The organism is Pseudoxanthomonas sp. Root630 (genome assembly GCF_001427585.1).
Lineage (GTDB): Bacteria > Pseudomonadota > Gammaproteobacteria > Xanthomonadales > Xanthomonadaceae > Pseudoxanthomonas_A.
This window is the reverse complement of record NZ_LMGY01000003.1, coordinates 24,045-49,150: the sequence shown is the minus strand read 5'-3', so window position 1 is coordinate 49,150 and position 25,106 is coordinate 24,045. Positions and strand designations below refer to the sequence as shown.

Below are 25,106 nucleotides of genomic sequence, written 5' to 3'. Positions count from 1 at the left end.
AGGTGCTAGTCGCGCCGTCCTCTGCGCAATAAAACCCACAACGCGCCGCCTACGCCGTATGTGCCTGCTACGCCCATCGCCGTCGTTTCCGGCGCCGTATTCGACAATGTGAAGGTTAACAATAAGGTAACGCTACCGAACACCGAATAAATCACGGTTACAGCACTGTGTCCCCATCGGCGTGCGGCCTGTTGGTAGAGATGGCTGACATGAGGGGTCCACCAGTGTTCGCGGCGCAGCATGCGCCACGCCAGTGTGAAGCCGGCGTCGACAAGGAAAGCACACAAGGGAAGCAGCACCAACGGCATGCCCTCCCGAGGAGAAGCCGCCATCGAGGTGGCTGCCAGTGCCGCCAGCGCATACCCCAGCGCCCCACTGCCCACGTCGCCAAGGAAGATGCGCGCCCTGGGAAAATTGAACGGCAGGAAGCCCGCGCAGGCGGCGAACAGACTCCAGGCCAACCATGGCAGGCCACCGCCTCCCGGCATGAGGGCCGCATAGGCCAGCGCGGCCAGCAACGCCTGGCTTGCGGCCAACCCGTTGATGCCATCCATGAAGTTCCAGACATTCACCAGCCCCATCGCCAGCAGGAAGGCGACCATCGCGTAGCCCGCCCCCCCGGTGGCCGACCAGATGCCGAGCGCGAGCAGCGCGGCCGCGATCGCATGTACCGCCAGCCGCACCCATGGCGAAAGGGGGCGGTGGTCGTCCCACCAGCCGATCCCCGCCACCATCAGCAACCCGGGGCCGAAACTCCACAGCAGCCAGCGATCGCCGGGGGACTGGAATCCGACAAGGGCGCCGGCCAGCAGCACCATGGCCACGATCGCAATACCACCTCCCCTTGGGGTGGGCACTACGTGGCTGCGTCGCTCGCCTGGCTGGTCCAGGAGATTGCTTTTCAGGGCGTACCGCCTCGCCAGCCAAGTGCCGATGGCCGCACCCGCGAAGTGCAGCAGCAGCCAAACGGGCAATGCCGGCATCAGACCACCGCGTAGTTGAGCAGCGGCTTGATGGTGCCCCACTCCTTGCAGCTTGGGCATTGCCAGTGGTGGGTCCGTGCGCCGAAACCGCAGCGGGTGCAGCGGTAGCTTGGATTGCGCACCAGCAGCTGGTCGGTGATGTGCTTCAGGTCGTTGAGCGTCGCGGAAGGATCGGCGCCCTCCGCCAGGGTCAGGTCGATCAGCGCAGCCTCGCCACGGACCGAAGGCCGGTCCTTGAGCTGCCGCGCAAGGTAGGCGCGCGCGGCTGCCACGCCATCCTGGCGTTCCACCAGCTTGGTCAGCGCAAGGACCGGCGCGATGCCGCGATAGTGCTCGCACATCTCCGAAAGGAATGCCCGCGCGCCCGAGAGATCGCCCGTCTGGTCGTAACTTGCGAGCAGGCTGGGCAGCACTTCCGGCAGGTAGTCCGGATCATGGCGGGCGGCGCGCTCGAAGGCACGGATCGCAGCCTCGGCATTGCCTGCATCCACCTCGATCCGGCCCTCGATGATGCCGGCACGCACGCTGCCCGCATCCGCTTCATAGGCACGTGTGACCGCAGCGCGGGCCGCATCGATGCTGTTCGCCGTGCGCTGGCGTTCCGCCAGTTCGCATTCGAACTGCGCGACCAACTTGCCCATCGGCTCGCCCGTCACCTCTTCGTAACGGCGCGCGTTGTCGATGGCTTTTTCCCAGTCACGCTCGGCCTGGTAGATGCCGATCAGGTGCTTGAGCGCCTGGGGTGCGCGCTGATCGATGCGTGCGAGGTCGCTGAAGACGGTCTCCGCTCGATCGAGCAAGCCGGAACGCATGTAATCTTCGCCGAGCGCGAGCAGGGCCTGCACTTTCTGCTGATCATTGAGGTCGGGGCGCTGCACCAGCCCCTGGTGCAATCGGATGGCACGATCCACCTCGCCCCGTCGGCGGAACAGGTGACCCAGCGCGACCTGCGTCTCGAACGTCTCCTTGTCGAGCTCCGCGATATGGAGGAACAGTTCGATCGCCTTGTCGGGCTGCTCGTTGAGCAGGTAGTTCAGGCCACGGAAGTAGGTACTCGAGAGACGGCTGACCTGGGTGTCGCCGTGTCGCTGCCCGCCGCGCCGGCCGATGATCCAGCCGCTCAACGCTGCCAGCGGCAGGAACAGGAAGAACCAGAACCACTCGGTCAGGAAAGCCATGGCTCAGGTACCCTCGTCCAGCGACGCCGGGGCGACGCTGCCTGGCGCCGCCTGGCGGTTCGCCTTGCGCAGCTTCGCATAGAGGGGCCACGCCACGGTCGCGACCACGATCAGACCGCCGATGACGACGCCCAGGAGAAGCGACAGCATGATCCCGACGCCGGATGACGTCTGGAACTCGGTGAAGACCAGCTTGAGGGTGATCGGCTGCGTATTGAGTACGCCGATGATGAGTCCGTAGGCCAGGAACAGCAGCGCGACGACCAGGCGGAAGGTATTCATCAGGCGACTCCGTGCAGGACGACGCCTAGCTTAACGGAGACGGCGCGGTACGACACGCGCCCGAGGGCGGCTTACTCGCCGGCTTCCTCGATCGGCGTGACGTCGCTGACGCGCTCGCGCAGCTCCTTGCCGGGCTTGAAATGCGGGACATGCTTCGCCGGCAGCGCAACGGACTCGCCGGTCTTGGGATTGCGGCCCATGCGGGGCGGACGATAGTGCAGCGAAAAACTGCCGAAACCCCGGATCTCGATCCGGTCGCCCTGCGACAGTGCGCCCCCCATCATTTCCAGCAGGGACTTCACGGCGAGGTCGACGTCCTCAGCCTTGAGGTGTGGCTGGCGACGGCTCAGGATTTCGATGAGTTCGGACTTGGTCATCGGCTATGCGTCAGAGCGGATGTACCCGCACCGGCCCGGGCGAACCCGGGCCGGTGGGGACGGTACTAACAGGGTCGAACAAACGGCAGCCGATTACTCGGACTTGCCGCCATCCAGCTGTGCACGCAGCAGCGCGCCCAGGCTGGTGGTGCCGGTAGCGGCTTCAGCGGCGGTCTTGTTGTACTCGGCCAGCGCTTCAGCGGTGTCGGCTTCGTCCTTGGCCTTGATCGACAGCTGCAGCGTGCGGCCCTTGCGGTCCATGCCGATGAACTTGGCTTCGACCTTGTCGCCGACCTTCAGATGCTGACTGGCATCGTCCACGCGGTCGTAGCTGATGTCGCGGGCCGAAACGTAGCCCTCGATGCCGTCGGCCAGTTCGATCGTGGCGCCCTTGGCGTCCACTTCCTTGACCGTGCCTTCGACCTTCGTGCCCTTCGGGTGCGACGCCATGTACTGGCCGAACGGATCCTGCTCCAGCTGCTTGACGCCCAGGCTGATGCGCTCGCGCTCCGGGTCGACGGCCAGCACAACGGCATCCAGGTTGTCGCCCTTCTTGAAGTTGCGCACGACGTCTTCGCCGGTGGTGTTCCAGCTGATGTCCGACAGGTGGATCAGGCCATCGATACCGCCGTCCAGGCCGATGAAGATGCCGAAGTCGGTGATCGACTTGATCTGGCCGGACACCTTGTCGCCCTTCTTGTGGGTGGCCGCGAAGGTTTCCCACGGATTGGCGGCGACCTGCTTCATGCCCAGCGAGATGCGGCGACGCTCTTCGTCCACGTCCAGCACCATGACTTCGACTTCATCACCAACCTGGACAACCTTGGACGGGTTGACGTTCTTGTTGGTCCAATCCATCTCGGACACGTGCACCAGGCCTTCGACGCCCGGCTCGATCTCGACGAACGCGCCGTAATCGGTGACGTTGGAGACCTTGCCGAACACGCGGCTGTTGGCCGGGTAACGGCGGGCGATGTTGTCCCACGGATCCTCGCCCAGCTGCTTCAGGCCCAGCGAGACGCGGTTGCGCTCACGGTCGTACTTCAGCACGCGGACGTCCAGCTCCTGGCCGACTTCCACGACTTCGGACGGATGGCGCACGCGCTTCCAGGCCATATCGGTGATGTGCAGCAGGCCGTCGATGCCGCCCAGGTCCACGAACGCGCCGTAGTCGGTGAGGTTCTTGACCACACCCTTCAGCACCACGCCTTCCTGCAGCTTGTCCATCAGCTGCTCGCGCTCTTCCGAATGCTCGCTCTCGACCACCGCACGGCGGGAGACCACCACATTATTGCGCTTGCGATCCAGCTTGATGAGCTTGAACTCAAGCTCCTTGCCTTCCAGGTAGCCCGGGTCGCGCACGGGGCGCACGTCGACCAGCGAGCCCGGCAGGAACGCGCGGACGTCCTTGATGTCGACGGTGAAACCACCCTTGACCTTGCCGCTGATGCGACCGGTGATGGTTTCGTTCTTCTCCAGCGCCTGCTCCAGCTCGTCCCACACCATGGCGCGCTTGGCCTTCTCGCGCGAGAGGACGGTTTCGCCGAAGCCGTTCTCGATCGAGTCGAGGGCCACCTTCACCTCGTCGCCCACGCCCACGTCGATTTCGCCGGCGTCGTTCCGGAACTGTTCGATCGGCACGATGCCTTCGGACTTCAGACCGGCGTTGATCACCACGACGTCGTTGCGGACTTCCACGACGACGCCGGTGACGATCGCGCCCGGCTTCAGCTTGGCCAGTTGGGTCTGGCTCTGTTCAAACAGTTCGGCAAATGATTCGGTCATTGTTGAATACTCAGTTGATGACACAGACCGGCACGCACGGAAAGCGCAACGGTCCACCCGTTGTCGGCCTGCGCGGGATGCGTATGGCCGTGAGTGTTGTGGTTTGAATACCGCGCGGAGGATTCCGCACGGGGCTTTCTGCGGCGCGGGAACTAGCCCGGGCGCACCGGCACCAGGGCCAGCACGCGTTCGACGACGGCGTTGATGCCGAGACCGGTGGTGTCGATGAGGACGGCGTCGTCGGCCGGCCGCAGGGGCGCCACCGTGCGCTGGGCGTCACGGGCGTCACGAGCGAGGATCTCGCGTAGCAGACCGTCGATTGTGACTGAAACCCCTTTGTCTTTCAACTGCTTATACCGCCTTTCAGCCCGCTCCTCAGCGCTGGCGGTCAGGAACACCTTATAGGAGGCGTCCGGGAAGATGACCGTTCCCATGTCCCGACCATCCGCCACCAATCCCGGCGCCTGGCGGAAAGCACGCTGCCGTTCCTTCAGGGCGGCACGAACCTCGGGGATGGCCGCGATGGCCGACGCCAGCGCCCCGGTCGTTTCCAGACGAAGCTCGTCGGTCGCATCCAGATCGTCGACGATCACGCGCAAACCCACGTCCGTATCGCGGAAGCTCACCCGGGTATCGAAGGCGCAGCGGACCAGGGCCGCAGGGTCGGACACGTCCAGATCCGCCCAACTGGCGGCCACGCCCACGGCGCGGTAGAGCGCCCCCGAGTCGAGGTAGTGCCAGCCCAGCCTCATGGCGACGATCCGACTGACGGTCCCCTTGCCGGCGCCCGATGGGCCATCGATGGTCAGGACGGGAACGAAGTCGGACATGCGGGCTTCCAGGGTTCGGATGCGCCATTATGAGGGCTCTCGGGACCGGCGCCGACGGGCACTCGAACGGGGTTCCCGGGCAGCGTCATGCAACCGCTTGATCCGGCTATGGAATTGCCGCTAGAATAGCGGGCTTCGCTTCACCCCATACATTTACGCCGAGGTTTCAACTCATGAAGGTCCTGTCCTCCCTGAAGTCGGCGAAGGCCCGTCACCGCGACTGCAAGGTGGTCCGCCGCCGCGGCAAGGTCTTCGTGATCTGCAAGTCCAACCCCCGCTTCAAGGCGCGTCAGCGCTAAGAACGGTCCGCCTGCCAGGCCGCTTCACGGCGTCCTAGGCAAAGCGCAAAAAGCCGCCTCTGGGCGGTTTTTTGTTTTACGGCTTTTGCTATAAAAGGCGGGTCACCTAGGGGAACCCAACCATGAGCCGTCGCGTCCTTGCCCTGCCCTTGATCGCCCTGCTCGGCCTGTCCGGCCCGGCGTTCGCCGACACCTTGCTGGTCGAGCGTGCGCAGGAAACCCCTGCCGCCGCGCCTGTCCGCGGCCAGACCGCGGCCGACGTGGAAGCCCGCTTCGGCGCCCCGCAGCAGAAGCTGGAACCGCGCGGTGGACAGAAGCGCCAGTGGCCCGTGATCCATCGCTGGGTGTATCCGGGTTTCACCGTATACTTCGAAAAGAGCCGCGTCATCGACGTGGTAATCAACAAGGCGAGTGCCGAAGAAGTCGGCCCCAAGCCCCCCATCCGCTGAGACCCGCGCGGCGCGGCCGCGACATTGATGCCATGACCGATGCCTTTCGCTTCCCCGCGGAGTGGGAACCCCAATCCGCGGTCCTGATCGCGTGGCCGCACGCCGATACCGACTGGGCCGACCGCCTGGCGGACGTGGAAGAGACCTACGTAGCGTTGGTCGCTGCCATCACCCGGTTCCAGCCGGCGGTGATCTGCGTCGCCGACGACGACCTCCAGACCTATGCCGAAGCCCGCCTGCGCTCCGCTCGGGTGGACATGGGCAAGGTGCGCTTCGTGCCGGCGGAGTACGACGACACCTGGCTGCGCGACTCCGGCCCGATCACGCTGCGCGACGGCCAACGCTTCAAGCTGCTGGATTTCCGCTTCACGGGCTGGGGCGGCAAGTACGAAGCCAGCCGCGATGACCGCCTGGTCGGCGAACTTTCCGGCATGCAGTTGTTTCATAACTATTTCGTCCAAAGCATTGATTTTGCTTTGGAAGGTGGGGCCATCGAAACCGATGGCGCCGGCACGCTGCTGACGACCTGGCAGTGCCTGCACGAGCGCCATCCCGACGCCGACCGTGAGGCCCTGACGGGCAAACTCGCGGGCTGGCTGAAACAGGACCGGGTGCTGTGGCTGGACCATGGCTACCTGGAAGGCGACGACACCGACGCCCACATCGACACTCTCGCCCGCTTCGCCCCGGACGACGCCATCGTCTACCAGGCCTGCGATGACGCTTCCGACGCACACCATGCGGAGCTTCAGGCGATGGCGGCGGACATCGCCGCGCTGCGCACGGCTGACGGCCGTCCGTACCGCGCGTTCCCGCTACCGTGGGCGCAGCCGGTGATCGACAACGGACGACGCCTGGCCGCGTCGTATGCGAATTACCTGATCATCAATGGTGCCGTGCTGATGCCGGCCTACGGCGACGCTGCGGACGATGCCGCCGCCGCCGTGCTGGCGCAGGCCTATCCGGACCGCGAGATCGTGCAGGTGCCCTGCCGCGCCCTGATCTGGCAGAACGGCAGCCTGCACTGCATCACCATGCAGTTGCCTGCCGGCCTGCTGGGCTGAGCCACGCTTCGGCGCCACGGCTCATGGCACCGTGACATCAGTTGGGCGCAGATTGAACGTTTCGTTTACACCCCGCGCCCGTTGATCCCCGATAACGACCGTTTCCCCGAAGGAGACGGCCGTGTACACGCGACGCAAGTTCCTGACCACCTCCGCGATCGCGGCCGCCGGCCTCGGCTTGGCCGCCTGCCGCGATGCCGCCCAGGCACAAGCGCCGAAGGCGAGCGCACGCACCGCTGCTTCCGGCCCCTTGAACACGCGCGCCATCCCATCGACCGGCGAAAAGATCCCGGTGATCGGGATGGGCACGTCCGGCAGCTTCCAGGTCGGCCAGAGCCCGGCCGAGTTGGATCCGTTGCGCGAAGTGCTGAAACGGTTCTTCGCTGCGGGCGCCACCTTGATCGATACCGCGCCTACTTACGGCGTGGCCGAAGACGTCATGGGCGTCCTGCTCGCCGAGCAGGGCCTGACCACGAAAGCCTGGTTGGCCACCAAGCTGTCCGGCGTGAACGGACGCGAGGCGGGCATCGCGCAGTTCGAGGACACCTTGCGCCGCCTGAAGACGGACAAGGTCGCGTTGCTGCAGATCCACAACCTGGGCGACCTGAAGGTCCAGATGGCCGTGGCGCGCGAGTTGAAGGCGCAGGGCAAAGTGAAGTACGTGGGCGTCACCCACTACGTCGAGCGCGCGCAGGACGAGCTGGCCGACGTGGTGCAGGCCGAAAAGCCCGATTTTCTGCAGATCAATTATTCGGTGGCGAGCCGCGGCGCCGAGAAGCGCGTGCTGCCACTGGCCCGGGATCTGGGCGTGGCCGTGCTGATCAATCGCGCGTTCGAGGACGGCAAGCTGTTCGCGCAGGTGAAAGACAAACCGGTTCCGACCGCCCTGACCGAGGCCGGGGTGACGTCATGGGCGCAGGCTTTCCTCAAATTCGCGCTCAGCCACCCCGCCGTGACGGCGGTGATCCCCGCTACGGGCAAGCCGGACCGGCAGACCGACAACCTCAGGGCCGGCATCGGTCCGGACCTGACCTCCGCCCAGCGCGATGCGCTGATCGCCGCCCTCGCCTGAGCCTTCCATGCCCTCCACCCCCGATGTCGCCCAGCGCAGCGCACTGACGCGCCTGCTGTCACGGCTGTTCAACGTCGCCCCGCATGAAGCGCCCGCGGTGGGCGCCGGCTTGTTGATGTTCTTCCTGCTGTTCGCCGGTTACTTCATGCTGCGACCGATCCGCGAAACGATGGGCGTCGCCGGTGGCGTCGACAACCTGCAGTGGCTGTTCACCGGCACGTTCGTGGCCACGCTGATCGTATTGCCGGTATTCGGCTGGATCGCGTCGAAGGTGTCGCGCCGGCGCATCCTGCCCTGGGTGTTCGGCGCAGTGGTCGCCAGCCTGCTGGCGTTCGGACTGGCGCTGCTGGCCAAGCCGGACGATGTCTGGCTGGCACGGGGTTTCTACATCTGGGTGTCGGTGATCAATCTGCTGCTGATCTCGCTCGCCTGGAGCGTGCTCGCCGACGTCCTGGCCAGCAGCGAGGCCAAACGCCTCTTTGCCCTGATCGCCAGCGGGGCGAGCCTGGGCGGGCTGGCGGGTCCGTTGCTGACCACCCTGTTGGTCGGCAGCCTCGGGCATGGCGGGCTGATGCTGCTGTCGGCGCTGCTGATGGGTGCGAGCGGCGCGACGGCGTTGTGGCTGCACCAGTGGCGCGACGCGCACCCCTTGCCACAGGGCACCAGTACCGCCGAGCAACGACGTGCACCACTGGGCGGGAACCCGTTCGCCGGCGCCACCGAAGTGTTCAAGTCGCCCTACCTCGCCGGCATCGCGCTGTTCGTGCTGCTGCTGGCGACGGTGACGACCTTCCTTTACTTCGAACAGGCCAAACTGGTGGAGCAGTTGTTCCCGGACAAGGAACAGCAGACGCGGGTCTTCGGCACGATCGATACGGTGGTGCAGGCGCTGGCCATCCTCAGCCAATTGTTCATCACGGGCCGCATCGCCCAGCGCCTGGGCGTGGGCGTGCTGCTGGTGGGGGTGCCGCTGGTGATGGCGGCTGGCTTCCTGTGGTTGGCGCTGGCGCCTGTCTTCGGCGTGTTCGTGGTGGTGATGGTGGTGCGTCGCGCGGGCGAATACGCCTTCGTCCGCCCCGGCCGCGAGATGCTCTACACCGTCGTCCCGCCAGGGCAGAAGTACAAGGCCAAGAACTTCATCGACACCGTGGTGTATCGCGGCGGCGACGCCTTCAGCGGCTGGGTCAAGCGCGCGCTGGACGTGCTCGCCGAGCATCCTTCCGTGGCCATGCTGATCGGCACCATCGTGGCGCTGGCATGGGCCGCGACGGGACTGGCGCTCGGCCGCCAACATCGCCGCCGCGAACGGGCCGCGACGTCCTGAGCGTGGTACGGCGTGTTCACGCCGCGTGCGCCTGCGTGAGGGGTGGACGCGGTACCATGCGTCCCCTTCCCCGCCGCTGCCCGATCGCGCCCCGATGAACCGCACCACCCTGCCCGTCGCCCTGATCCAGGAACGCAACCACGGCGATGCCGACGCCAACCTGTCGGTCATCGAAGCGCGCGTGGCCGAGGCCGCCAGGCGCGGCGCCCGGCTCGTGCTGCTGCAGGAATTGCACAACGGCGCCTACTTCTGCCAGCACGAATCGGTGCAGGAATTCGACCTGGCCGAGCCGATCCCGGGCCCCAGCACGGAGCGCCTGGGCAAGCTCGCCAAGCAACACGGCGTGGTGCTGGTGTCCTCGCTGTTCGAGCGCCGCGCCGCAGGGCTGTACCACAACACCGCCGTCGTCTACGAAAAGGACGGCAGCATCGCGGGCAAGTACCGCAAGATGCACATCCCGGACGATCCGGGGTTCTACGAGAAGTTCTACTTCACCCCCGGCGACATCGGCTTCACGCCGATCGACACCTCCGTCGGCCGCCTGGGCGTGCTGGTGTGCTGGGACCAGTGGTATCCGGAAGCCGCGCGCCTGATGGCGCTGGCCGGCGCGGATCTGCTGCTCTATCCGACCGCGATCGGTTGGGACCCCTCTGACGAACAGGCCGAGAAGAACCGCCAGCGCGATGCGTGGGTGTTGAGCCATCGCGGCCATGCGGTCGCCAATGGCCTGCCGGTGCTGAGCTGCAACCGTGTGGGCCACGAGCCGTCGCCGCTCGGTGCCTCGGGCATCCAGTTCTGGGGCAACAGCCACGTGCTCGGCCCGCAGGGCGAGTTCATCGCCGAAGCCGGTGGCGACGAGACCATCCTGATGGCCGACGTCGACCTGCAGCGCAGCGAGCATGTGCGCCGCATCTGGCCGTTCCTGCGCGACCGTCGCATCGACGCCTACGGCGACCTGCTCAAGCGTTACATCGACTGAGGCCCACCCGTGCCGTTGATCGTCCGTGATGCCACGCCGGCCGATGTGCCGGCGATCTCCGATCTCTACGCCACGGAAGTCCGCGAGCACGTCAACACCTACGAGTACGACGTGCCGGACGAAGCCGAGATGGCGCAGCGCATGCGCACTGTGCTCGATGGCGGCTATCCGTATCTCGTCGCCGAACTGGACGGGCAGTTCGCCGGCTATGCCTATGCCAACAGCTATCGCGCCCGCATCGGCTACCGCAAGACGGTCGAGAATTCCGTCTACGTGGTGCCCGGCCTGAAGGGCCGCGGTATCGGCGGCGCGCTGATGCAGGCGCTGATCGACGCCTGCGAGGCCCGCGGCTACCGGCAGATGATCGCCGTGATCGGCGAGCCTACCAACAGCGCCTCCATCCGCCTGCACGAGAAGTTCGGCTTCACCCTGGTCGGCATCTTCCGCGGCATCGCCTGGAAGCACGGCCGCTGGCTGGATACCGTGCAGATGCAACGCACCCTCGGCGCCGGCACCGACGCGCCTCCGCAAGACGAATGACACGATGACCGACACGAATACCGTTGCCACCGACCCGCTGCAGGGCCAACCCCACGAGATCGTCGAACGCGACGGCGTCCGCTTCACCCTGCTGGGTACGGCGCACGTCTCCCGCGCCAGCGTGGACGCCGTGCGCGCCGCCGTGGCCAGCGGTGACTACGACAGCGTCGCGGTCGAGCTGGATGCCGGCCGCCTGCAGTCGCTGACCGATCCCGACACGCTCGCGCGGCTGGACCTGGTCAAGGTGATCCGAGAAGGCAAGACGCACCTGTTCGCCGCCAACCTGGCACTGGCCGCCTACCAGCGGCGACTGGCCGAACAACTGGGCGTCGAACCCGGCGAAGAACTGAAGGCCGGCGCGCTGGACGCGCAGGCACGTGGGCTGCCGGTGCACCTGATCGATCGCGAAGTCGGCCTGACCTTCAAGCGCGCCCTGCAGTCGCTGGGCTGGTGGCAACGCACCAAGGTGGGGGCCGGCATCCTCGCCAGCATGTTCGCCGACGAGGAAGTGGGCGACGACGAGATCGAGAAGCTCAAGCAGGGCGACATGCTGGAATCGAGCTTCGGCGAGTTCGCGACGGAAAGCCCACAGCTGTACAGCACGATCATCGCCGAACGCGACCAGTACATGGCCTCCGCATTGCGCCAGGTCGCCGCCGGTGCGCCTAACGGGAAGGCGTCGCCTTATCGCGTGCTGGCGGTGGTTGGCGCAGGCCACCTGCCCGGCCTCGTCCGCCATCTCAGGGACGACGCGGAAGACCCCGCGCAGCTCCGTCGCTCGCTGGAAACCGTGAAGCCCAAGTCGCGCATGCCGTGGATGGAGCTGATCATCGGCGCGTTCCTGGTCGGTGGTTTCGCCTGGGGCTTCTGGCAGGGCGGCGTGGACGTAGGCTCCGACCTGCTCGTGCAATGGGTGCTGGCCACGGGCCTGCTGGGCGCCCTGGGGTGCGCGATCGCAGGCGGCCATCCGCTGAGCGTCCTCGCCGCCTTCATCGCATCGCCGCTGACGCCGCTGCATCCCGCGCTGGCCTCCGGCACCGTCAGCGCCTTCGTGGAAGCGACGTTGCGCAAGCCGACCTATGCGGACTTCATGGCGCTTCGCGACGATGTGCAGACCACGCGCGGCTGGTGGAAGAACCGCGTCGCGCGCGTGCTGTTGAATTTCTTCCTGACCAGCCTGGGCACCGCCATCGGTGTATGGACCGGCGGATTGAGGATGCTGGGCAAGCTGGTCGGCTGATCCCGGTTCCAGGAAGCAAAAAAAGAGCCGGGCATTGCCCGGCTCTTTTCATTCCAAGGCCTGCATCACTCGACGTGCAGGGCTGCGACGCTCGCCGCCGCCGGTGCCTCTCCGCGCCCGCCACGGGCCCGCTTGATCGCCCGTGCGGTACCGCTGCGCAGGTCGTCCAGGATCGCGTAGATGGTCGGCAGGAACAGCAGGCTGACCACCGTCGAGAATGCCAGGCCGCCGGCGATGGCACGGGCCATCGGCGCATAAGCCGGACCATCGCCCGCCATCTGCGTGTTGGCCATCGCGATCGGCACCATCGCCAGGATCGCCGTGCCCATCGTCATCAGGATCGGGCGCAGGCGCTCACGACTGCCTTCAACCAGCGCATCCGTCCGCGACATGCCGCGCCGTCGCAGGTTGTTGATGTGCTCGACCATGACGATGCCGTTGTTCACCACCACGCCCATCAGCACCAGGATGCCGATGAAGGACATGATGCCGAACGTCGTGCCGGTCAGCGCGAACAGCCAGAACACGCCGAACACCGAGAACAGCACGCCGCTCATGATCGCCGCCGGGAACAACAGCGACTCGAACACCGCGGCCATGACGATATAGATCATCACCAGGGCGATCAGCAGGTTGAACATCATCTGCCCCATCGCCTCGTCGTCTTCCTGGAAGGCACTGCCGTCGAACGAGTAGCTGTAGCCTGCCGGGAACGACATGCCCCTCAGCGTCTCTTCCATCGCCTTGCGCGCATCCGGCACGGTGACCTTTTCGGCCAGGTTCGCCTGCACGGTCAACGTGGTCTGGCGGTTGGTGCGCTGGATCTGCGTGGCCGACGGCGTGATGCCGACATCCACCAGGCTCAGCAACGGCACCGTGCGGCCATCCGGCGCGCGCACCATGAAGCCGGCCAGGTCTTCGGTGCCGTAATCCTCGGCACCCGCGAAGCGTACCCACACCGGCACTTCGGTCTCGCCACGGCGGAACTCGCGCAACGGGGCACCACGCAGCGCCACGCCAACGAAGCTGGCCACCTGTTGCGAACTGAAGCCGAAGGCCGCCGCACGTTCACGGTCGACACGCACGTTGAGCTCGCTGTTCTGGTCGCCGACATCGACGCGGACGTCGCGCAGCTCCTTGCGCTTGCCGAGGATCGGCACGAGCTCGGCCGCGATCTCACCCAGCGTCTGGGTGGAGTCGCCCACCAGCTGGAACGACACGCTCTGGCCGGGCTGGCCGCCGCCGCCCTGGTTGCCGCCATCGCCACCGATGCCGATGTTGGCACGTGCCGACTTCGGCAACTCCTTGCGCAGTTGTTCGACGATCGGCTTGGTCTCGCTGGACTTCTCCGTGTCGAACTTGATCTGCGTACCGCCCCAGCCCTGTTCGCTGAAGTACGAGTACACCTGGGTGATCCGGTACTTCTTGCGATTGGCATCCAGGAACTGCTCGACCTTGAGGATCTCGGCCGACATCTGCTCCTTGGTATAGGCGCCCTTCCACTGGTAGTACAACTCCGCTTCGCCACCACCATCGTTGCCGAACATGTCGAACTTGGTGAGTTTGATCGGCACGAAGCTGACCACGATGATCAGCAGGATGCCGAGCACGCTCCAGCCCCGGTGTTCCAACGTCCAGCGCAGCAGGCCAGCGTAGCGGTTCTGCATGCGCGGGATGATGCCCTTCTCCGTCTTCACCAGCGGCGGCGTCTTCAGCCGCGCCGAGATCATCGGGATCAGGCTCACCGCGACCAGCCACGAGGCCAACAGCGACACCGAGATGGTGATCGCGATCTGCCCCAGGTAGATGCTGAGGAAGTTGCGCTCGCCGAACAGGTTGGGCACGAACACGATGCAATGGCATAGCGTGCCCGCCGACAGTGCGATGGCGACGTGGCGCGTACCGACGATCGAGGCCCAGATGGGATTGTCCGGGTACTTCTCGCGCTCCTGGTAGATGCTCTCCACGACCACCACGGCGTTGTCCACCAGCATGCCGATGGCCAGCAGCAGGCCCATCATCGACAGGATGTTCAGGGTGACGCCAGCGAAGTACATGAAGCCCAGCGTCATCACGAAGCAGATCGGGATGGCCAGCGTCACCATCGACACCGACGGCCAATGGCGCAGGAAGAACCACAGCACGACGATCGACAGGACCAGGCCGATCACGCCGGCTTCCGCCAGTTCGATCAGCGAGGACGTGACGTTGTCGCCCTGGTTCTCGATGATCTTGACCTGGATATCGCTCATCTCGGGCTCGGCCCGGATGGCCTCGACCTCGGCCAGCGCCTTGCTGGACACGTCCACCAGGTTGGCGTTGCGCTCCTTGAAGATGTCCAGGCCGACGGCTGGCTGACCGTCCAGGCGGCGACCGTAATCCATCCGCGCCGGCTTCAGGCGCACGTCGGCGATGTCGCCCAACCGCACGTTGCCGCTGCCGACCACCAGATCACGCAGCTGTTGCAGGTCGGTCAATTCGCCCACCGGCTGCACGCGCAACCGCTGCGGGCCATCGCTGATCACGCCGGCGGAGATCGAGAAGTTGACCGCCTGGAGCCGCGCGGTCAGGTCGTTGAGGCTGAGGTTGTGCGCGGTCAACCGGTCCTGGTTGATCGCGATCTCGACTTCATTCGGCGGCGCGCCTGACACGTCCACGCGCGCGACGCCCGGGATGCGCTCGATGCGACGCTTGAACTCGCGCTCGATCATGTCGTACGCGCCGGTCAGGTCGGTCTTGCTGGCCAGGCGTACCCGCAACACGGGCTGGTCGGTGGTGGAGAACTTGAAGACGAAGTAGCGCTGCAGGTCGTCAGGCAGGTCGTCGCGGATCGCATCCAGGCGCTCGCGCGCCTCGGAGGCGGCGATCGCTACGTCGCGGTCCCAGTCCGAGAACTGGATGAAGATCTGGGCGCCCTCGGCCTTGGCGTTGGACTCCATGCGCTTGATGCCGGCCATCGTCGAGAGCGCTTCCTCCGCCGGCCGCAGCACCGTGCGCTCCACTTCCTCCGGCGTCGAGCCCGTGTAAGGCAGCGACACGAAGATGAAGGGGGGCGACACCTCGGGGAAGGCTTCCAGCGGCAGGCGGATCGCCGCGATCAGGCCGATCACGAACAGCGAGATGAAGAACATCACCGCCGTGACGGGTCGCTTGATGCTGAACTCCGCGACGCTCATGCGGGCTCACCCTCCCCGTCGGGCTGCAGGGCCTGCAGGCGGCGCGCGCGACGGCCACGCTCCAGGTAGTAGTCGTCCGCACGACGGTCCAGCAGGTCGTAGACCACCGGGATGACCAGCAGCGTCAGCAGGGTCGACACCAGCAGACCGCCAATCACGGTGATCGCCATCGGCGAGCGCACTTCCGCACCCGGGCTGCCGAACAGCGGCGCGATGGCCAGCGGCAGGAAGCCGAACAGCGTGCACAGCGTGGTCATGATGATCGGGCGCAGGCGCGAACGTGCACCTTCCACCAGTGCCTCGCGCTTGGCCACACCGGCCTCGCGCAGCTGGTTGACCTTGTCGATCAGGATGATGGCGTTCTTCGTCACCAGGCCGACCAGCAGGATCAGGCCGATGAACACCACCACCGAAACCGGCGAGTTGGTCAGGAACAGCGCACCGACCGCGCCCACCAGCGCCAGCGGGATGGTGAACAGGATGACGAACGGATGCAGCAGCGATTCGAACTGCGACGCCATCACCAGGTACACCAGGAACACGGCCAGGCCGAACGCGAACAGCAGCGAATTGACGGATTCCTGCAGTTCCTCGCCCTGGCCGCCGATGTGCATGCCCACGCCGGCACCCAGCGGGTTCTCCGCCACGAGCTTCTGCACTTCCTGCACCGCACTGCCGAGGTCGGTGTCGCGCAGGTTGGCCGACACGATGGCCACGCGCACCTGGTCGGCACGGTGGATCTCGCTGGGGCCGCTGGTGGACACCACGTCGGCGACCGCGGACAGCGTTACCGGGCGGGCGCTGCCGGGGTTGACGATCAGGCGGCGGATGCTCTCCACCGACGCGCGATCGTTCTCCTGCGCACGCACCAGCACGTCGATCTTGCGGTCACGGAAGCTGTAGCGCGTGGCGACTTCGCCGCGCACCTTCTTCACCACCACATCGGCGATCTGGCGCGTCGTCAGGCCCAATGCACCGGCGCGTTCCTGGTCGAAGCGGATCTGGATCTCGGGGAAGCCCTGCTCCACCGTCGACTTGACGTCGGCGTAGTGCGGGTTGGCGCGCAGCAGGGCCGCCAGTTTCTGGCCCGCGTGCTCGATGCTCGCCAGATCCTGGCCGCGCAGTTCGACTTCCAGCGGTGCGGAGAAGCTGAAGAGCTCCGGACGGCTGAAGTCGACCTGGGCACCAGGATGGTTCTTCATCGTCGAGCGCAGCGCTTCGGTTTCGCGGGCCTCGATGGTTTCGTTGCCGCCGTTCGCCATCACCACGGTGAGCTTGCCGATGTTCTCGCCGCTCTCGGTGGGGTTGGCGTCCAGGCGCGTGCCGCTACCGCTCACGCCGTACAGCGCATGGATGCCCTCGGCCTTGGCGTGCTTGTTCTGCAACTCGCGCACCAGCGCGTCGGTCTTCGCCAGGGGCGTGCCGGGCGGGAGCTTGACCGTCATTTCGAACCGGTCCTGCGCCAACTGCGGGATCAGGTCCGCACCCAGCAACGGCATCATCGCCAGCGAAGCCACGAACGCGGCAGCCGCGAAACCCAGCACCAGCCACGGGCGATGCAGCGACGCCGGCAGCAGGCGCATGTAGCCGGACTCGGCGCGGTGGTACGGCGCCATCGTCAGGTCGGAGGCCTTGCGCATCACCGGCCCGACCACGGCCACCACGCCGCGCCAGACGCGCACGACCAGCCAGGCGACGCCGAAGAACGCGTAACGGAAGGTCGCACCGATGCCATGACCGCTCGCGGCGATCGGCTTCTGCCAGCGCGAGGCGGGCTTCCATTGCGGATGCGGGGCTTCGTCGGGAAATGCGAGCGGCGGACGACCCTTCAGCGAGCTCAGCATCGGGATCAGCGTCATCGACACGATCAGCGAGATGCCGATGGCGATGGCCACCGTCAACGCCTGGTCGCGGAACAATTGGCCCGCGATGCCCTGCACGAACACCAGCGGCAGGAACACGGCGATGGTCGTCAACGTCGACGCCACCACGGCCATGCTCACTTCGCGCGTGCCGACCATGGCCGCCTCGAGGATGCCCAGCCCGCGTTCGCGCGCCTTGGCGATGCTCTCCAGCACCACGATGGAGTCGTCCACCACCAGGCCCGTCGCCAACGCCAGGCCGCCCAGCGACATGACGTTGAGGCTCAGGCCCAGTTCGCCCATGAAGAAGAACGTGGTGACGATCGACACCGGCAGCGACAGGCTGATGACGAAGGTGCTCCAGCCATCGCGCAGGAACAGGAAGATGATCAGGATGGCCAGCGCGCCACCGATCACCGCGTCCTTCTTGACGTCGCTGATGGCGTGCTCGATGAACAGCGACTGGTCATCGATGATGGTCAGTTCGACGTCCGGCGGCACCTGCTGCTTGAGCTGCTCCAGCTTGGCCTTCAGCGCTTCGGCAGTGGAGACGGTATTCGCGTCGCCTTCCTTGTAGATGGCGAGCTCGACCGCTTCCTTGCCCGCCAGGCGGATGATCGCCTCGCGTTCCTTGAAGCCCTGCTTCACGTCAGCGACATCCTTCAGGCGCACCGGCATGCCGCCGGCGACGACGCTGCCACTCCCGCCGGATGCGCTCTGCACCGACGCGGCCGCCGCCATCGCCTCGGCCGAGCCGGTCGAGGCCGCAATCGCCGCCATCTGGGCCGCCGCGGACGCCGCGGCGTTGTCGCCGCCGCTCTGCGTGGTCACCAGCATTTCGCGGATCTCGTTGACCGTCGCGAACTGGTTGACCGTACGCACCAGGTAACGCTGCGAGCCTTCTTCCAGACGGCCGCCGGAGATGTTGATGTTCTCCTGCTGCAGGCGCTGGATGACGGTATCGATCGGCAGGTTCAGCTGCGCCAGCTTCTGCTGGTCGATATCGACCTGGATCTCGTCTTCCAGGCCACCGCCGACCTTGACCGCGGCCACGCCGGTGACCGGCTCCAGCTTCTTCTTCAGGTCGTCATCGGCGTAACGGCGCAATTCGGTCAGCAGGCGGATCGAATCGGCGTCGTTCTTCGGGTCCTGCTTGTTCGACAGCACCAGGCGCAGGATCGGCTCGGTGGACGGATTGAAGCGCAGCAGCACCGGCGCCTTCGCCTCGAGCGGCAGCGACAGCACTTCCATCTTGTCGCGGACTTCCAGGCTGGCCTGGTCCATGTCCGTGCCCCAGGCGAACTCGAGCACGACGTCGCTCTGGCCGGTGCGCGAGACCGACTTCAGCTTGCGCAGGTTCTTCACGACGCCGACGGCTTCTTCCACCGGCTCGCTGATGAGGGTTTCGATTTCCGAAGGTGCCGCGCCGGTGTACTCGGTGCGCACCGTGAGCGTGGGGTAGCTCAGGTCGGGGAGCAGATTGACCTTCAGCGAGCCCAGCGCGATCACGCCGAACAGGAACATCGTGATCCAGAACATCGCGATGGTGACGCGACGGCGGGTGGAGAACTCGACGAGTCCCCCGCCCAGCGTGCCACCACTCCCTGCGTGGGGATCCTGGTCCCCGGGTGCGTGGCCGGGCGCGCTCATTGCTTGGTTCCGGCGGTCTTGTCGGCGTCGGCCTTGGCAGCCACCTTGGCCGGTTCGGCACCGATCACCTGCACCGTGCTGCCTTCACGCAGCGCGACCTTGCCGGCGGTCACGACCTGGTCGCCGGCCTTCAGGCCTTCGCGCACCTCGATCCACTCACCGTCCACATAACCCAGCTTGACCGGCAGGCGCGTCGCCTTGCCGTTGCGCACGGCGTAGACCGCCGGGTCGCCATCGTCGAGCAGCGCGACGCGCGGCACCACGAGGGCGTCGGCGCGCTGGTCGTAATCGATCTTGATGCGGCCGAACATGCCCGGCTGCAGCACGCCGTCGCTGGCGAACGAGCACACCACGCGGAACGTGCCGCTGCCCGCGTCCACGACCGGCGCAATGCGGTCCACGGTGCCCTGGAACACCTTGCCGCGCAGCGCATCGACCGCCAGCGCCACCGGCTGGCCGGCCTTCAGCGTGGACAGCTCGCGCTCCGGTACGTTGAGCGTGGCTTCGAGGCGCGACTGGTCGACGACACGGATGATCGGCGTGTTGATCTGGACGAAGTTGCCCGTCTTGATCGAGCGCGAGGCGACCACGCCCGAGATCGGCGCGGTGACCGTGGTGTAGGACAGTTCCAGCGCGGCGGCGCGGTAGACGGCGCGCGCGTTCTCTAGGTCGTACTTGATCTGGTCGACGTCGTTGGCGCTGATCATCTGCTGCTCGACCAGCTGCTGCGCACGGCGGTAGTTGTTCTCCAGCTTGCGCATCTGGGCCTCGGCCTGCGCGACCTGCAGGCGCAGGCGGTCGGGGTCCAGCCGGACCAGGGCCTGGCCGGCACGGACCACCTGCCCTTCTTCCACCAGGACGGCCAGCGCGACGCCCGACGTCTTGGCGACCACCTGCGATTCGCCCAGGGCCTCCAGGGCCGCCGTGCCGCTGTAGCTGGCGGCGACCGGCCGGTGGGTGGCCTTGGCGACCTCGACCGGCACCGCGTCGGGTTCCTTCGGGGCTTCGCCGTTCTTGGCCTGGGCCTCCGGGGTCGGGCCGCCGCCCTTGCAGGCGGTCAGGACCAGCAGGCTGAACAGGACGGGCACCAGGGCCAGGCGCAGGTAAGGACGGCCGGAATGGAGGCTGGGTCGGGACATGGGACGGTACCGTGGTGGTGTTGTGGTGGTGTTGTATGAAGGTATATCACCCCTGAACAACTTCCATGCGCCGAAGGTCATGGTGACTTGCGTCGGGCGTCGTGCTCGGGGCTCCCGCTTGCGATGCGCGGGAACGATGGAAGGTTGCTTCGCTGACGGCGCGCGATGCCGGACAACGCATCGCTTCATTCTCCCTCTGCAACGCTCGCCACGTGTCCGCGACGGAAACCGTCCGGCGGTCGGCGCGCGCTTCACGGACATGCGGTGGCATGCGGCGCCTGTGCGCGACATTCGGTCGCAGGCTATACTTGCGTTCAGCCAAGCGCCGCGGTGGTACGTGGCGCGCGCAACCTGAGAGTTTCCCGAGAATGATGCGACTGCTGCCGCTCGCCGCTTGCCTTGCCTTGGCCGCCCTCCCGCTGGCCGCCCTGACCGCCCAACAGGAAACCCCGGCCACGCCGGCCCCGGTCGAAGCCGCGGCGCCTGCCGCTGCTCCCGCTGCCGCGCCGAAGCCGCTGGTCGGCAACCCGGAGACCGGCCGCACCCTGACGTACACCTGCCAGGGTTGCCATGGCATCGAGGGTTACAAGAACGCCTACCCGAATTTCCATGTGCCGCGCATCGGCGGCCAGTCGGCCGATTACCTGGCCAACGCGCTGACCGAGTACCGCAACGGCAACCGCAAGCACCCCACGATGCAGGCCCAGTCGCAGAGCTTCAGCGACCAGGACATCGCCGACATCGCCGCTTTCCTTTCCACCGTCAAGTAAGCCCACCATGCCCAACGCCAAGCACGCCCAGCGTCTAGCCATCGCCCTGCTCGCTGCCCTCGCCCTGGTGGCATGTTCGAAGGTGGAAAACACGGAGGTCTCGGCCGGGAACCCCGGCCATGCCAGCGGTGAACATGGTTCCAGTTCGTCCGCCGGCCTGCCCAAGGGCCACATCGCCAAGGGCGAGGAACTCGCCAAGGCCAAGGGCCAGGCCACCGGCCAGAGCTGCGTGGACTGCCACGGCGCCGAAGGCAATGCGCCCATCGACGACACGTATCCGAAGCTGGGTGGCCAGTACGGCGACTACCTGGCGCACGCACTGCAGGCCTACCGCAGCGGCGACCGCCAGCATGCGCTGATGGGGCCGCAGGCGGCCACGCTCAGCGACCAGGACATCTCCGACCTGGCGGCGTACTTCGGTTCGCGTCCGTCGCAGCTGCGCGATCTGCACGGCGTGCACAAGTAATCCTTACGCCCTTCACCGGGGACAAAAAAACGGAGCCGCAAGGCTCCGTTTTTCGTTTCAGCACCCTTACCGCGCAAACCCTCAGCTGTCGGTCGGGATCGGCTTGCGCTTCACCGGGATCTCCGGCGGCGGCCGTGCGACCGGCGGATCCGGGAAGAAGTTGCCCAGGCCGCAACCGCCGCCCAACTGCAACACGGAAATCGTGCACTTCAGCTTGAGGTTGGTGCCGGGGATCGAGATCTCCATTTCCTTCACGTTGCGACGCACCCACTCCGCCAGCAACGATTCGCTCGGCACCCAGTACTTGTCGAAGCTGGTGGGCTCGTAGTCGTACGGCGGCCGCTGCAGCCACGTACCCGATTCTTCCAGGCGCTCGCGGGTCCAATGGTCGTTGTCGCCACCGGGCGCGCCGCGCTGGGCCGTGTTCTCGCCGGCATCGCCCGGTACGCGCAGGCTGCCGTCGGCGTTGTAGAGGCCGGCCTTGCCCTGTCCGTCCGCCGCGCTGTCGCCGGCGATGTTGCGCCTCGCGTTGCCCCAATCGTCGGCACGATTCGGCGTCGTCCAGCCACCCGGTTTGGCCGTCGGCGCGACCGCCGGTGCGCCGGCTATCGGCGCCGTGCCGCGAGGCGCAGTCGAAGGCGATGGGGACGGCGCGTTCGAGCGGGCGGTCGTTTGCGAAGGCGTCGATGCAGGCGCATTCGCGACTGAAGACGCAGACGGTGTGGGGGACGGTGGGGCCGGCGACGGTTCACGCACCTGCGCCTGCCTGACATCGCGTTGCGGCGTACTGACGGCACGAGGCGCGACCTCACGCGTCGGCACGGCCACGGTACGCGGTTGTGGCGCCGGCGCCAGCACTTCGCGCTCGCGCACATCCGCCGGCCGCGCCGCGACTGGCGCGACGTCGACGACGCGCGTGGGCGTCGCATGCCGCAGCACGGGCGCCTCGACCGGCGCTGCGACTTCGCGCGCACGCACGCTGGCCTCGCGTGGCGCGGGCTGCCGGAGCTCAGGTTCGCGCGGTGTCGTCGGCGGCAGCACGTAAGCGCGGGTGGGCTCGGGCACTTCCGTTACCCGGATGGGCTGCTGGGCCAGCGCAGGTGGCGCCAGTTCGCGCGCCTGCACATCCGGCTGCCTCAGCATGACCTCGGGCGCTGCCGCCGCGGTCTCTTCGGTGGGGACGGGCGCCGGAGGTTCCGCCGAGGGGGGGGGCGCGGTCTCGGTTGCGGTCGTGGCGGCGGAAGCCGGGCGCTCGGAAGGCGATGGCGCCGCCGTCGTCGGCTCACCGGCCTGCGGAGCGCCCCCCACCTCGTCCGGCGAGCCCTGGCCGATCATTTCGAGGCGGACGCGGCTGCTGTCGTCGCCGGTGTCCGGCTCGGGCGGAGGAATGTTCACCAACGCCACCCACAGCAGGAACATGAAGAACGCCACATGCATCAGCGTGCTGGTGAAGCCTGCCGTCCAGCGCATCCAGCGCTCTTCGCGCGACGGCGGTCCCCAGCCCTGGTAAAGCAATGAGCGCAGCGCCTTGATGCGGCCCGGGACCGGCGGCACCGGATCGGCCGGCCGTGGCGCACGCGCGGCGAACAGCGCGACAACGGAATCCGCGCGTTCGCGGGTGATGCGCCCCAATCGCTCGGGCAACGCGCGCAGCCACAGCCCCCAACCGAAGGGCAGGCCCGTGTGACGCTCGACGATGGTCGCTGCCTTGCGTGGCAGCAGGTGCGCGATGACGTCGGTGGCGTTCGTCACCGGCGCTGGCGTCCGTCAGGCCGCGTTGCCACGCGGGATGTACGGGGCGTCCCCGGTCCCGTGGTCGGTGGCGTCCCGCACGGCGGTGACGCCGGGCACGCGCCCCATCAGCGTCTTCTCGATGCCCTGCTTGAGGGTCACGTCGGCCATGCCGCAGCCATGGCAGCCGCCGCCGAAGCGCAGCCAGACCACGCCGTCGCCGCCGACCTCTTCCACCGCCACCCGGCCCTTGTGGGCGGCGAGCTGCGGATTGATCTCGTTGTCGACCACCCAGCGCACGCGTTCGACCAGCGACGCGCTGTCGCCGGGCGCTTCGCCCTTGATGCGCGGCGCCTTGATGGTCAGCTGGGTACCGGCGCCCTTGACCACGTAGTCGATCTCGGCGCCATCCAGCCAATGCACGCTGCCGGCGTCGATGTAAAGCGTGAAACCGTCGCAGTCCACCGCCCATTCGTCGCCTGCCAGGTCCCGCGGCTCGGCGAACTCCAACCGCGCATCCGCCTGTGCGGTGCCGGGGTGCACGGCGCTCAGGCGGACACCCAACCCTGCCAGCGACTCGCGTTCGATCAGCTTGCGGAAGTGCGCCTGTGCGCTGTCGGAAATCTGGATCATGCGGGTATTCTAGCCCCCTGCCCCAGGGGCATTCACATCCACAGGCCCGTCGTCGGTCTTCGTTCAGACTGGCCGCCCCGCAGGAGACGCCGATGTCCGATCTGATTCCGCTTGCGCAGGCCCACTGCGTCCCCCTGCGAGGCAGCGAGCATCGCCTCTCTCCCGCCCGCATCGCCGAATTGCTGCCGCAGGTCCCCGGCTGGGAGTTGGCCGAGGAAGGCCACGCGCTGCTTCGCACGTTTCCGTTCGAGAACTACTACGAAACGATGGCCTTCGTGAATGCGCTCGCCTTCGTCGCTCATGCGGAAGACCACCATCCCGACCTGGGCGTGCACTACAACCGCGCCGTCGTGCGTTACTCCACGCACGACGTGGGCGGCCTGAGCGAGAACGACTTCATCTGCGCGGCGAAAGCCGGCGCCCTGTTGGGAGAAGCCTGATGGATATGTTGCGTGCCGTACGCCCGGCGCTGGTGCCGGCCCTCGTCGTCGTGCTCGTCGCCTGCGGCAAGACCGAGGCGCCCGCGACCCCGGCCGTCCCGCCCACCGAACTCGCCGCAGTCAGTACACCGCCGCCGGCCTATCCACCCGAAGCCGAGTGCAGCAGCGACGGCGGTACCACGGTGCTGCGGGTGACGATCGAGAAAGATGGCGTTCCTTCACAGGTCGCTCAGGCACAGGGCAGCGGCAACGATGCGCTGGACAAGGCCGCGCTGGAGGCGGTGCGTACCTGGACGTTCCGCGCTGCGACCCGCAACGGCCAGCCGGTTACCCACACGATCACCGTGCCGGTGACCTTCCCGCCCGTGCTGGAAAAACCGACCCGCTGTTTCGCGCAGGGCAGCGGCACCTGATCGATCGCCAGCGAGGGGACGACGATGGACGGAATCAATCTGTGGGCGGTGCTGGTCGCGGCCGTTTCGAGTTTCCTGTTGGGCGGCGTCTGGTACGGCCCGCTGTTCGGCAAGGCGTGGAACTCGGCGGCCGGCATGGACCCGCAGAAGCAGGGGCACCCGGCGAAGATCTTCGGCGGCGCGTTCGTGTTCTCGCTGCTGGCGGCGGCGGTGTTCGCCTGGTTCCTCGGCCCGCAACCACCGCTGTCGTTCGCGCTGTGCCGGGGCGTACTGGTCGGGTTCGGCCTGGTCGCGGCCAGCTTCGGCATCAACTATCTGTTCGCCCAGCGCGGCGTGCGCCTGTGGCTGATCGACGGCGGTTACCACACCGTGCAGTTCGCCCTGTTCGGGCTCGTGCTCGGCCTCTGGCACTGACGTCGAGGCG

General features: G+C 67.0%; 24 protein-coding genes. 13 read left to right on the top strand and 11 right to left on the bottom strand.

The annotated features are described in order from the left end of the window. Positions 1-5: 5 nt before the first annotated feature. The 6 genes from ASD72_RS03810 to cmk all read right to left on the bottom strand — a co-directional run bounded on the left by ASD72_RS03810 (position 6) and on the right by cmk (position 5,435). Positions 6-983, bottom strand: coding sequence for a hypothetical protein (locus ASD72_RS03810; protein ID WP_081420123.1), 978 nt, complete (start codon positions 981-983; stop codon positions 6-8). Continuing rightward, positions 983-2,161, bottom strand: a complete 1,179-nt coding sequence (gene lapB / locus ASD72_RS03805; protein ID WP_056878660.1) for a lipopolysaccharide assembly protein LapB — start codon at positions 2,159-2,161, stop codon at positions 983-985. Before lapB ends, ASD72_RS03810 begins: the two co-directional genes overlap by 1 nt. Positions 2,162-2,164: 3 nt before the next feature. Next, the gene (locus ASD72_RS03800; RefSeq protein ID WP_056878659.1) at positions 2,165-2,443 is read right to left on the bottom strand and encodes a LapA family protein; all 279 of its coding nucleotides are present in this window, start codon (positions 2,441-2,443) and stop codon (positions 2,165-2,167) included. 71 nt (positions 2,444-2,514) lie between these two features. Further along, entirely contained in the window at positions 2,515-2,820 is a 306-nt protein-coding gene (locus tag ASD72_RS03795; protein WP_056878658.1) for an integration host factor subunit beta, read from the bottom strand. Between the two features lie 93 nt (positions 2,821-2,913). Further along, the gene (gene rpsA, locus ASD72_RS03790; RefSeq protein WP_056878657.1) at positions 2,914-4,605 is read right to left on the bottom strand and encodes a 30S ribosomal protein S1; all 1,692 of its coding nucleotides are present in this window, start codon (positions 4,603-4,605) and stop codon (positions 2,914-2,916) included. 152 nt (positions 4,606-4,757) lie between these two features. Then, entirely contained in the window at positions 4,758-5,435 is a 678-nt protein-coding gene (gene cmk, locus ASD72_RS03785) for a (d)CMP kinase (RefSeq protein ID WP_056878656.1), read from the bottom strand. 173 nt (positions 5,436-5,608) lie between these two features. On the opposite strand from cmk, the gene ykgO reads away from it, so the two are divergent. The 8 genes from ykgO to ASD72_RS03745 all read left to right on the top strand — a co-directional run bounded on the left by ykgO (position 5,609) and on the right by ASD72_RS03745 (position 12,402). Continuing rightward, the gene (gene ykgO / locus ASD72_RS03780) at positions 5,609-5,734 is read left to right on the top strand and encodes a type B 50S ribosomal protein L36 (RefSeq protein ID WP_010342887.1); all 126 of its coding nucleotides are present in this window, start codon (positions 5,609-5,611) and stop codon (positions 5,732-5,734) included. Between the two features lie 122 nt (positions 5,735-5,856). Next, positions 5,857-6,183: a hypothetical protein gene (locus ASD72_RS03775; protein WP_056878655.1), complete on the top strand. Its 327-nt coding sequence runs from the start codon at positions 5,857-5,859 to the stop codon at positions 6,181-6,183. A gap of 32 nt (positions 6,184-6,215) precedes the next feature. Further along, positions 6,216-7,247 carry an agmatine deiminase family protein gene (locus ASD72_RS03770; protein ID WP_056878654.1) on the top strand — a complete coding sequence of 344 codons (1,032 nt, stop codon included), beginning with the start codon at positions 6,216-6,218 and terminating at the stop codon, positions 7,245-7,247. 121 nt (positions 7,248-7,368) lie between these two features. Beyond that, positions 7,369-8,319 carry an aldo/keto reductase gene (locus tag ASD72_RS03765; RefSeq protein ID WP_056878653.1) on the top strand — a complete coding sequence of 317 codons (951 nt, stop codon included), beginning with the start codon at positions 7,369-7,371 and terminating at the stop codon, positions 8,317-8,319. A gap of 7 nt (positions 8,320-8,326) precedes the next feature. Then, positions 8,327-9,643 (top strand): MFS transporter, encoded by a 1,317-nt coding sequence (locus ASD72_RS03760; protein ID WP_056878652.1) that lies wholly within the window; start codon positions 8,327-8,329, stop codon positions 9,641-9,643. Positions 9,644-9,737: 94 nt separating this feature from the next. Further along, a complete protein-coding gene (locus ASD72_RS03755) occupies positions 9,738-10,622 on the top strand; it encodes a carbon-nitrogen hydrolase (RefSeq protein WP_056878651.1) in 885 nt (294 codons plus the stop codon). A 9-nt stretch (positions 10,623-10,631) separates the two neighbouring features. Continuing rightward, positions 10,632-11,162 (top strand): GNAT family N-acetyltransferase, encoded by a 531-nt coding sequence (locus ASD72_RS03750; RefSeq protein WP_056878650.1) that lies wholly within the window; start codon positions 10,632-10,634, stop codon positions 11,160-11,162. Positions 11,163-11,166: 4 nt separating this feature from the next. Beyond that, a complete protein-coding gene (locus tag ASD72_RS03745) occupies positions 11,167-12,402 on the top strand; it encodes a TraB/GumN family protein (RefSeq protein ID WP_056878649.1) in 1,236 nt (411 codons plus the stop codon). A 65-nt stretch (positions 12,403-12,467) separates the two neighbouring features. Here the strand turns inward: ASD72_RS03745 and ASD72_RS03740 are convergent, their stop codons facing one another. The 3 genes from ASD72_RS03740 to ASD72_RS03730 are packed head-to-tail and all read right to left on the bottom strand — an operon-like array spanning position 12,468 to position 20,229. Then, positions 12,468-15,578, bottom strand: coding sequence for an efflux RND transporter permease subunit (locus tag ASD72_RS03740; RefSeq protein WP_056878648.1), 3,111 nt, complete (start codon positions 15,576-15,578; stop codon positions 12,468-12,470). Next, positions 15,575-19,090, bottom strand: a complete 3,516-nt coding sequence (locus tag ASD72_RS03735) for an efflux RND transporter permease subunit (protein ID WP_056878647.1) — start codon at positions 19,088-19,090, stop codon at positions 15,575-15,577. Before ASD72_RS03735 ends, ASD72_RS03740 begins: the two co-directional genes overlap by 4 nt. Continuing rightward, the gene (locus tag ASD72_RS03730; protein WP_056878646.1) at positions 19,087-20,229 is read right to left on the bottom strand and encodes an efflux RND transporter periplasmic adaptor subunit; all 1,143 of its coding nucleotides are present in this window, start codon (positions 20,227-20,229) and stop codon (positions 19,087-19,089) included. Before ASD72_RS03730 ends, ASD72_RS03735 begins: the two co-directional genes overlap by 4 nt. Before the next feature lie 371 nt (positions 20,230-20,600). Between ASD72_RS03730 and ASD72_RS03725 the strand changes: the two genes are divergently transcribed. Next, the gene (locus tag ASD72_RS03725) at positions 20,601-20,999 is read left to right on the top strand and encodes a cytochrome c (RefSeq protein WP_056878728.1); all 399 of its coding nucleotides are present in this window, start codon (positions 20,601-20,603) and stop codon (positions 20,997-20,999) included. A 7-nt stretch (positions 21,000-21,006) separates the two neighbouring features. Continuing rightward, positions 21,007-21,465: a cytochrome c gene (locus ASD72_RS03720; RefSeq protein WP_056878645.1), complete on the top strand. Its 459-nt coding sequence runs from the start codon at positions 21,007-21,009 to the stop codon at positions 21,463-21,465. A gap of 81 nt (positions 21,466-21,546) precedes the next feature. On the opposite strand, the gene ASD72_RS03715 is transcribed toward ASD72_RS03720, so the two are convergent. Together ASD72_RS03715 and ASD72_RS03710 are read right to left on the bottom strand one after the other, a co-directional pair. After that, entirely contained in the window at positions 21,547-23,217 is a 1,671-nt protein-coding gene (locus ASD72_RS03715; protein WP_056878644.1) for a hypothetical protein, read from the bottom strand. A 15-nt stretch (positions 23,218-23,232) separates the two neighbouring features. Continuing rightward, positions 23,233-23,829, bottom strand: a complete 597-nt coding sequence (locus tag ASD72_RS03710; protein ID WP_056878643.1) for an NfuA family Fe-S biogenesis protein — start codon at positions 23,827-23,829, stop codon at positions 23,233-23,235. A gap of 92 nt (positions 23,830-23,921) precedes the next feature. On the opposite strand from ASD72_RS03710, the gene ASD72_RS03705 reads away from it, so the two are divergent. Genes ASD72_RS03705 through ASD72_RS03695 form a run of 3 tightly spaced genes read left to right on the top strand, consistent with a single transcriptional unit; the run spans position 23,922 to position 25,096 of the window. Further along, the gene (locus tag ASD72_RS03705) at positions 23,922-24,269 is read left to right on the top strand and encodes a 4a-hydroxytetrahydrobiopterin dehydratase (RefSeq protein WP_056878642.1); all 348 of its coding nucleotides are present in this window, start codon (positions 23,922-23,924) and stop codon (positions 24,267-24,269) included. After that, positions 24,269-24,682 (top strand): energy transducer TonB, encoded by a 414-nt coding sequence (locus ASD72_RS03700; RefSeq protein WP_056878641.1) that lies wholly within the window; start codon positions 24,269-24,271, stop codon positions 24,680-24,682. The genes ASD72_RS03705 and ASD72_RS03700 overlap by 1 nt, the downstream gene beginning before the upstream one ends. 24 nt (positions 24,683-24,706) lie before the next feature. Next, positions 24,707-25,096: a DUF1761 domain-containing protein gene (locus ASD72_RS03695; protein WP_056878640.1), complete on the top strand. Its 390-nt coding sequence runs from the start codon at positions 24,707-24,709 to the stop codon at positions 25,094-25,096. The last annotated feature ends 10 nt before the right edge of the window (positions 25,097-25,106 follow it).

Excerpts from the sequence above, each read along its gene's own strand:
- ASD72_RS03810 (WP_081420123.1), bottom strand. The coding sequence starts at position 983 with ATGCCGGCATTGCCCGTTTGGCTGCTGCTGCACTTCGCGGGTGCGGCC.
- lapB (WP_056878660.1), bottom strand. The coding sequence starts at position 2,161 with ATGGCTTTCCTGACCGAGTGGTTCTGGTTCTTCCTGTTCCTGCCGCTG.
- ASD72_RS03800 (WP_056878659.1), bottom strand. The coding sequence starts at position 2,443 with ATGAATACCTTCCGCCTGGTCGTCGCGCTGCTGTTCCTGGCCTACGGA.
- ASD72_RS03795 (WP_056878658.1), bottom strand. The coding sequence starts at position 2,820 with ATGACCAAGTCCGAACTCATCGAAATCCTGAGCCGTCGCCAGCCACAC.
- rpsA (WP_056878657.1), bottom strand. The coding sequence starts at position 4,605 with ATGACCGAATCATTTGCCGAACTGTTTGAACAGAGCCAGACCCAACTG.
- cmk (WP_056878656.1), bottom strand. The coding sequence starts at position 5,435 with ATGTCCGACTTCGTTCCCGTCCTGACCATCGATGGCCCATCGGGCGCC.
- ykgO (WP_010342887.1), top strand. The coding sequence starts at position 5,609 with ATGAAGGTCCTGTCCTCCCTGAAGTCGGCGAAGGCCCGTCACCGCGAC.
- ASD72_RS03775 (WP_056878655.1), top strand. The coding sequence starts at position 5,857 with ATGAGCCGTCGCGTCCTTGCCCTGCCCTTGATCGCCCTGCTCGGCCTG.
- ASD72_RS03770 (WP_056878654.1), top strand. The coding sequence starts at position 6,216 with ATGACCGATGCCTTTCGCTTCCCCGCGGAGTGGGAACCCCAATCCGCG.
- ASD72_RS03760 (WP_056878652.1), top strand. The coding sequence starts at position 8,327 with ATGCCCTCCACCCCCGATGTCGCCCAGCGCAGCGCACTGACGCGCCTG.
- ASD72_RS03755 (WP_056878651.1), top strand. The coding sequence starts at position 9,738 with ATGAACCGCACCACCCTGCCCGTCGCCCTGATCCAGGAACGCAACCAC.
- ASD72_RS03745 (WP_056878649.1), top strand. The coding sequence starts at position 11,167 with ATGACCGACACGAATACCGTTGCCACCGACCCGCTGCAGGGCCAACCC.
- ASD72_RS03740 (WP_056878648.1), bottom strand. The coding sequence starts at position 15,578 with ATGAGCGTCGCGGAGTTCAGCATCAAGCGACCCGTCACGGCGGTGATG.
- ASD72_RS03735 (WP_056878647.1), bottom strand. The coding sequence starts at position 19,090 with ATGAGCGCGCCCGGCCACGCACCCGGGGACCAGGATCCCCACGCAGGG.
- ASD72_RS03730 (WP_056878646.1), bottom strand. The coding sequence starts at position 20,229 with ATGTCCCGACCCAGCCTCCATTCCGGCCGTCCTTACCTGCGCCTGGCC.
- ASD72_RS03725 (WP_056878728.1), top strand. The coding sequence starts at position 20,601 with ATGCGACTGCTGCCGCTCGCCGCTTGCCTTGCCTTGGCCGCCCTCCCG.
- ASD72_RS03720 (WP_056878645.1), top strand. The coding sequence starts at position 21,007 with ATGCCCAACGCCAAGCACGCCCAGCGTCTAGCCATCGCCCTGCTCGCT.
- ASD72_RS03710 (WP_056878643.1), bottom strand. The coding sequence starts at position 23,829 with ATGATCCAGATTTCCGACAGCGCACAGGCGCACTTCCGCAAGCTGATC.
- ASD72_RS03705 (WP_056878642.1), top strand. The coding sequence starts at position 23,922 with ATGTCCGATCTGATTCCGCTTGCGCAGGCCCACTGCGTCCCCCTGCGA.
- ASD72_RS03700 (WP_056878641.1), top strand. The coding sequence starts at position 24,269 with ATGGATATGTTGCGTGCCGTACGCCCGGCGCTGGTGCCGGCCCTCGTC.
- ASD72_RS03695 (WP_056878640.1), top strand. The coding sequence starts at position 24,707 with ATGGACGGAATCAATCTGTGGGCGGTGCTGGTCGCGGCCGTTTCGAGT.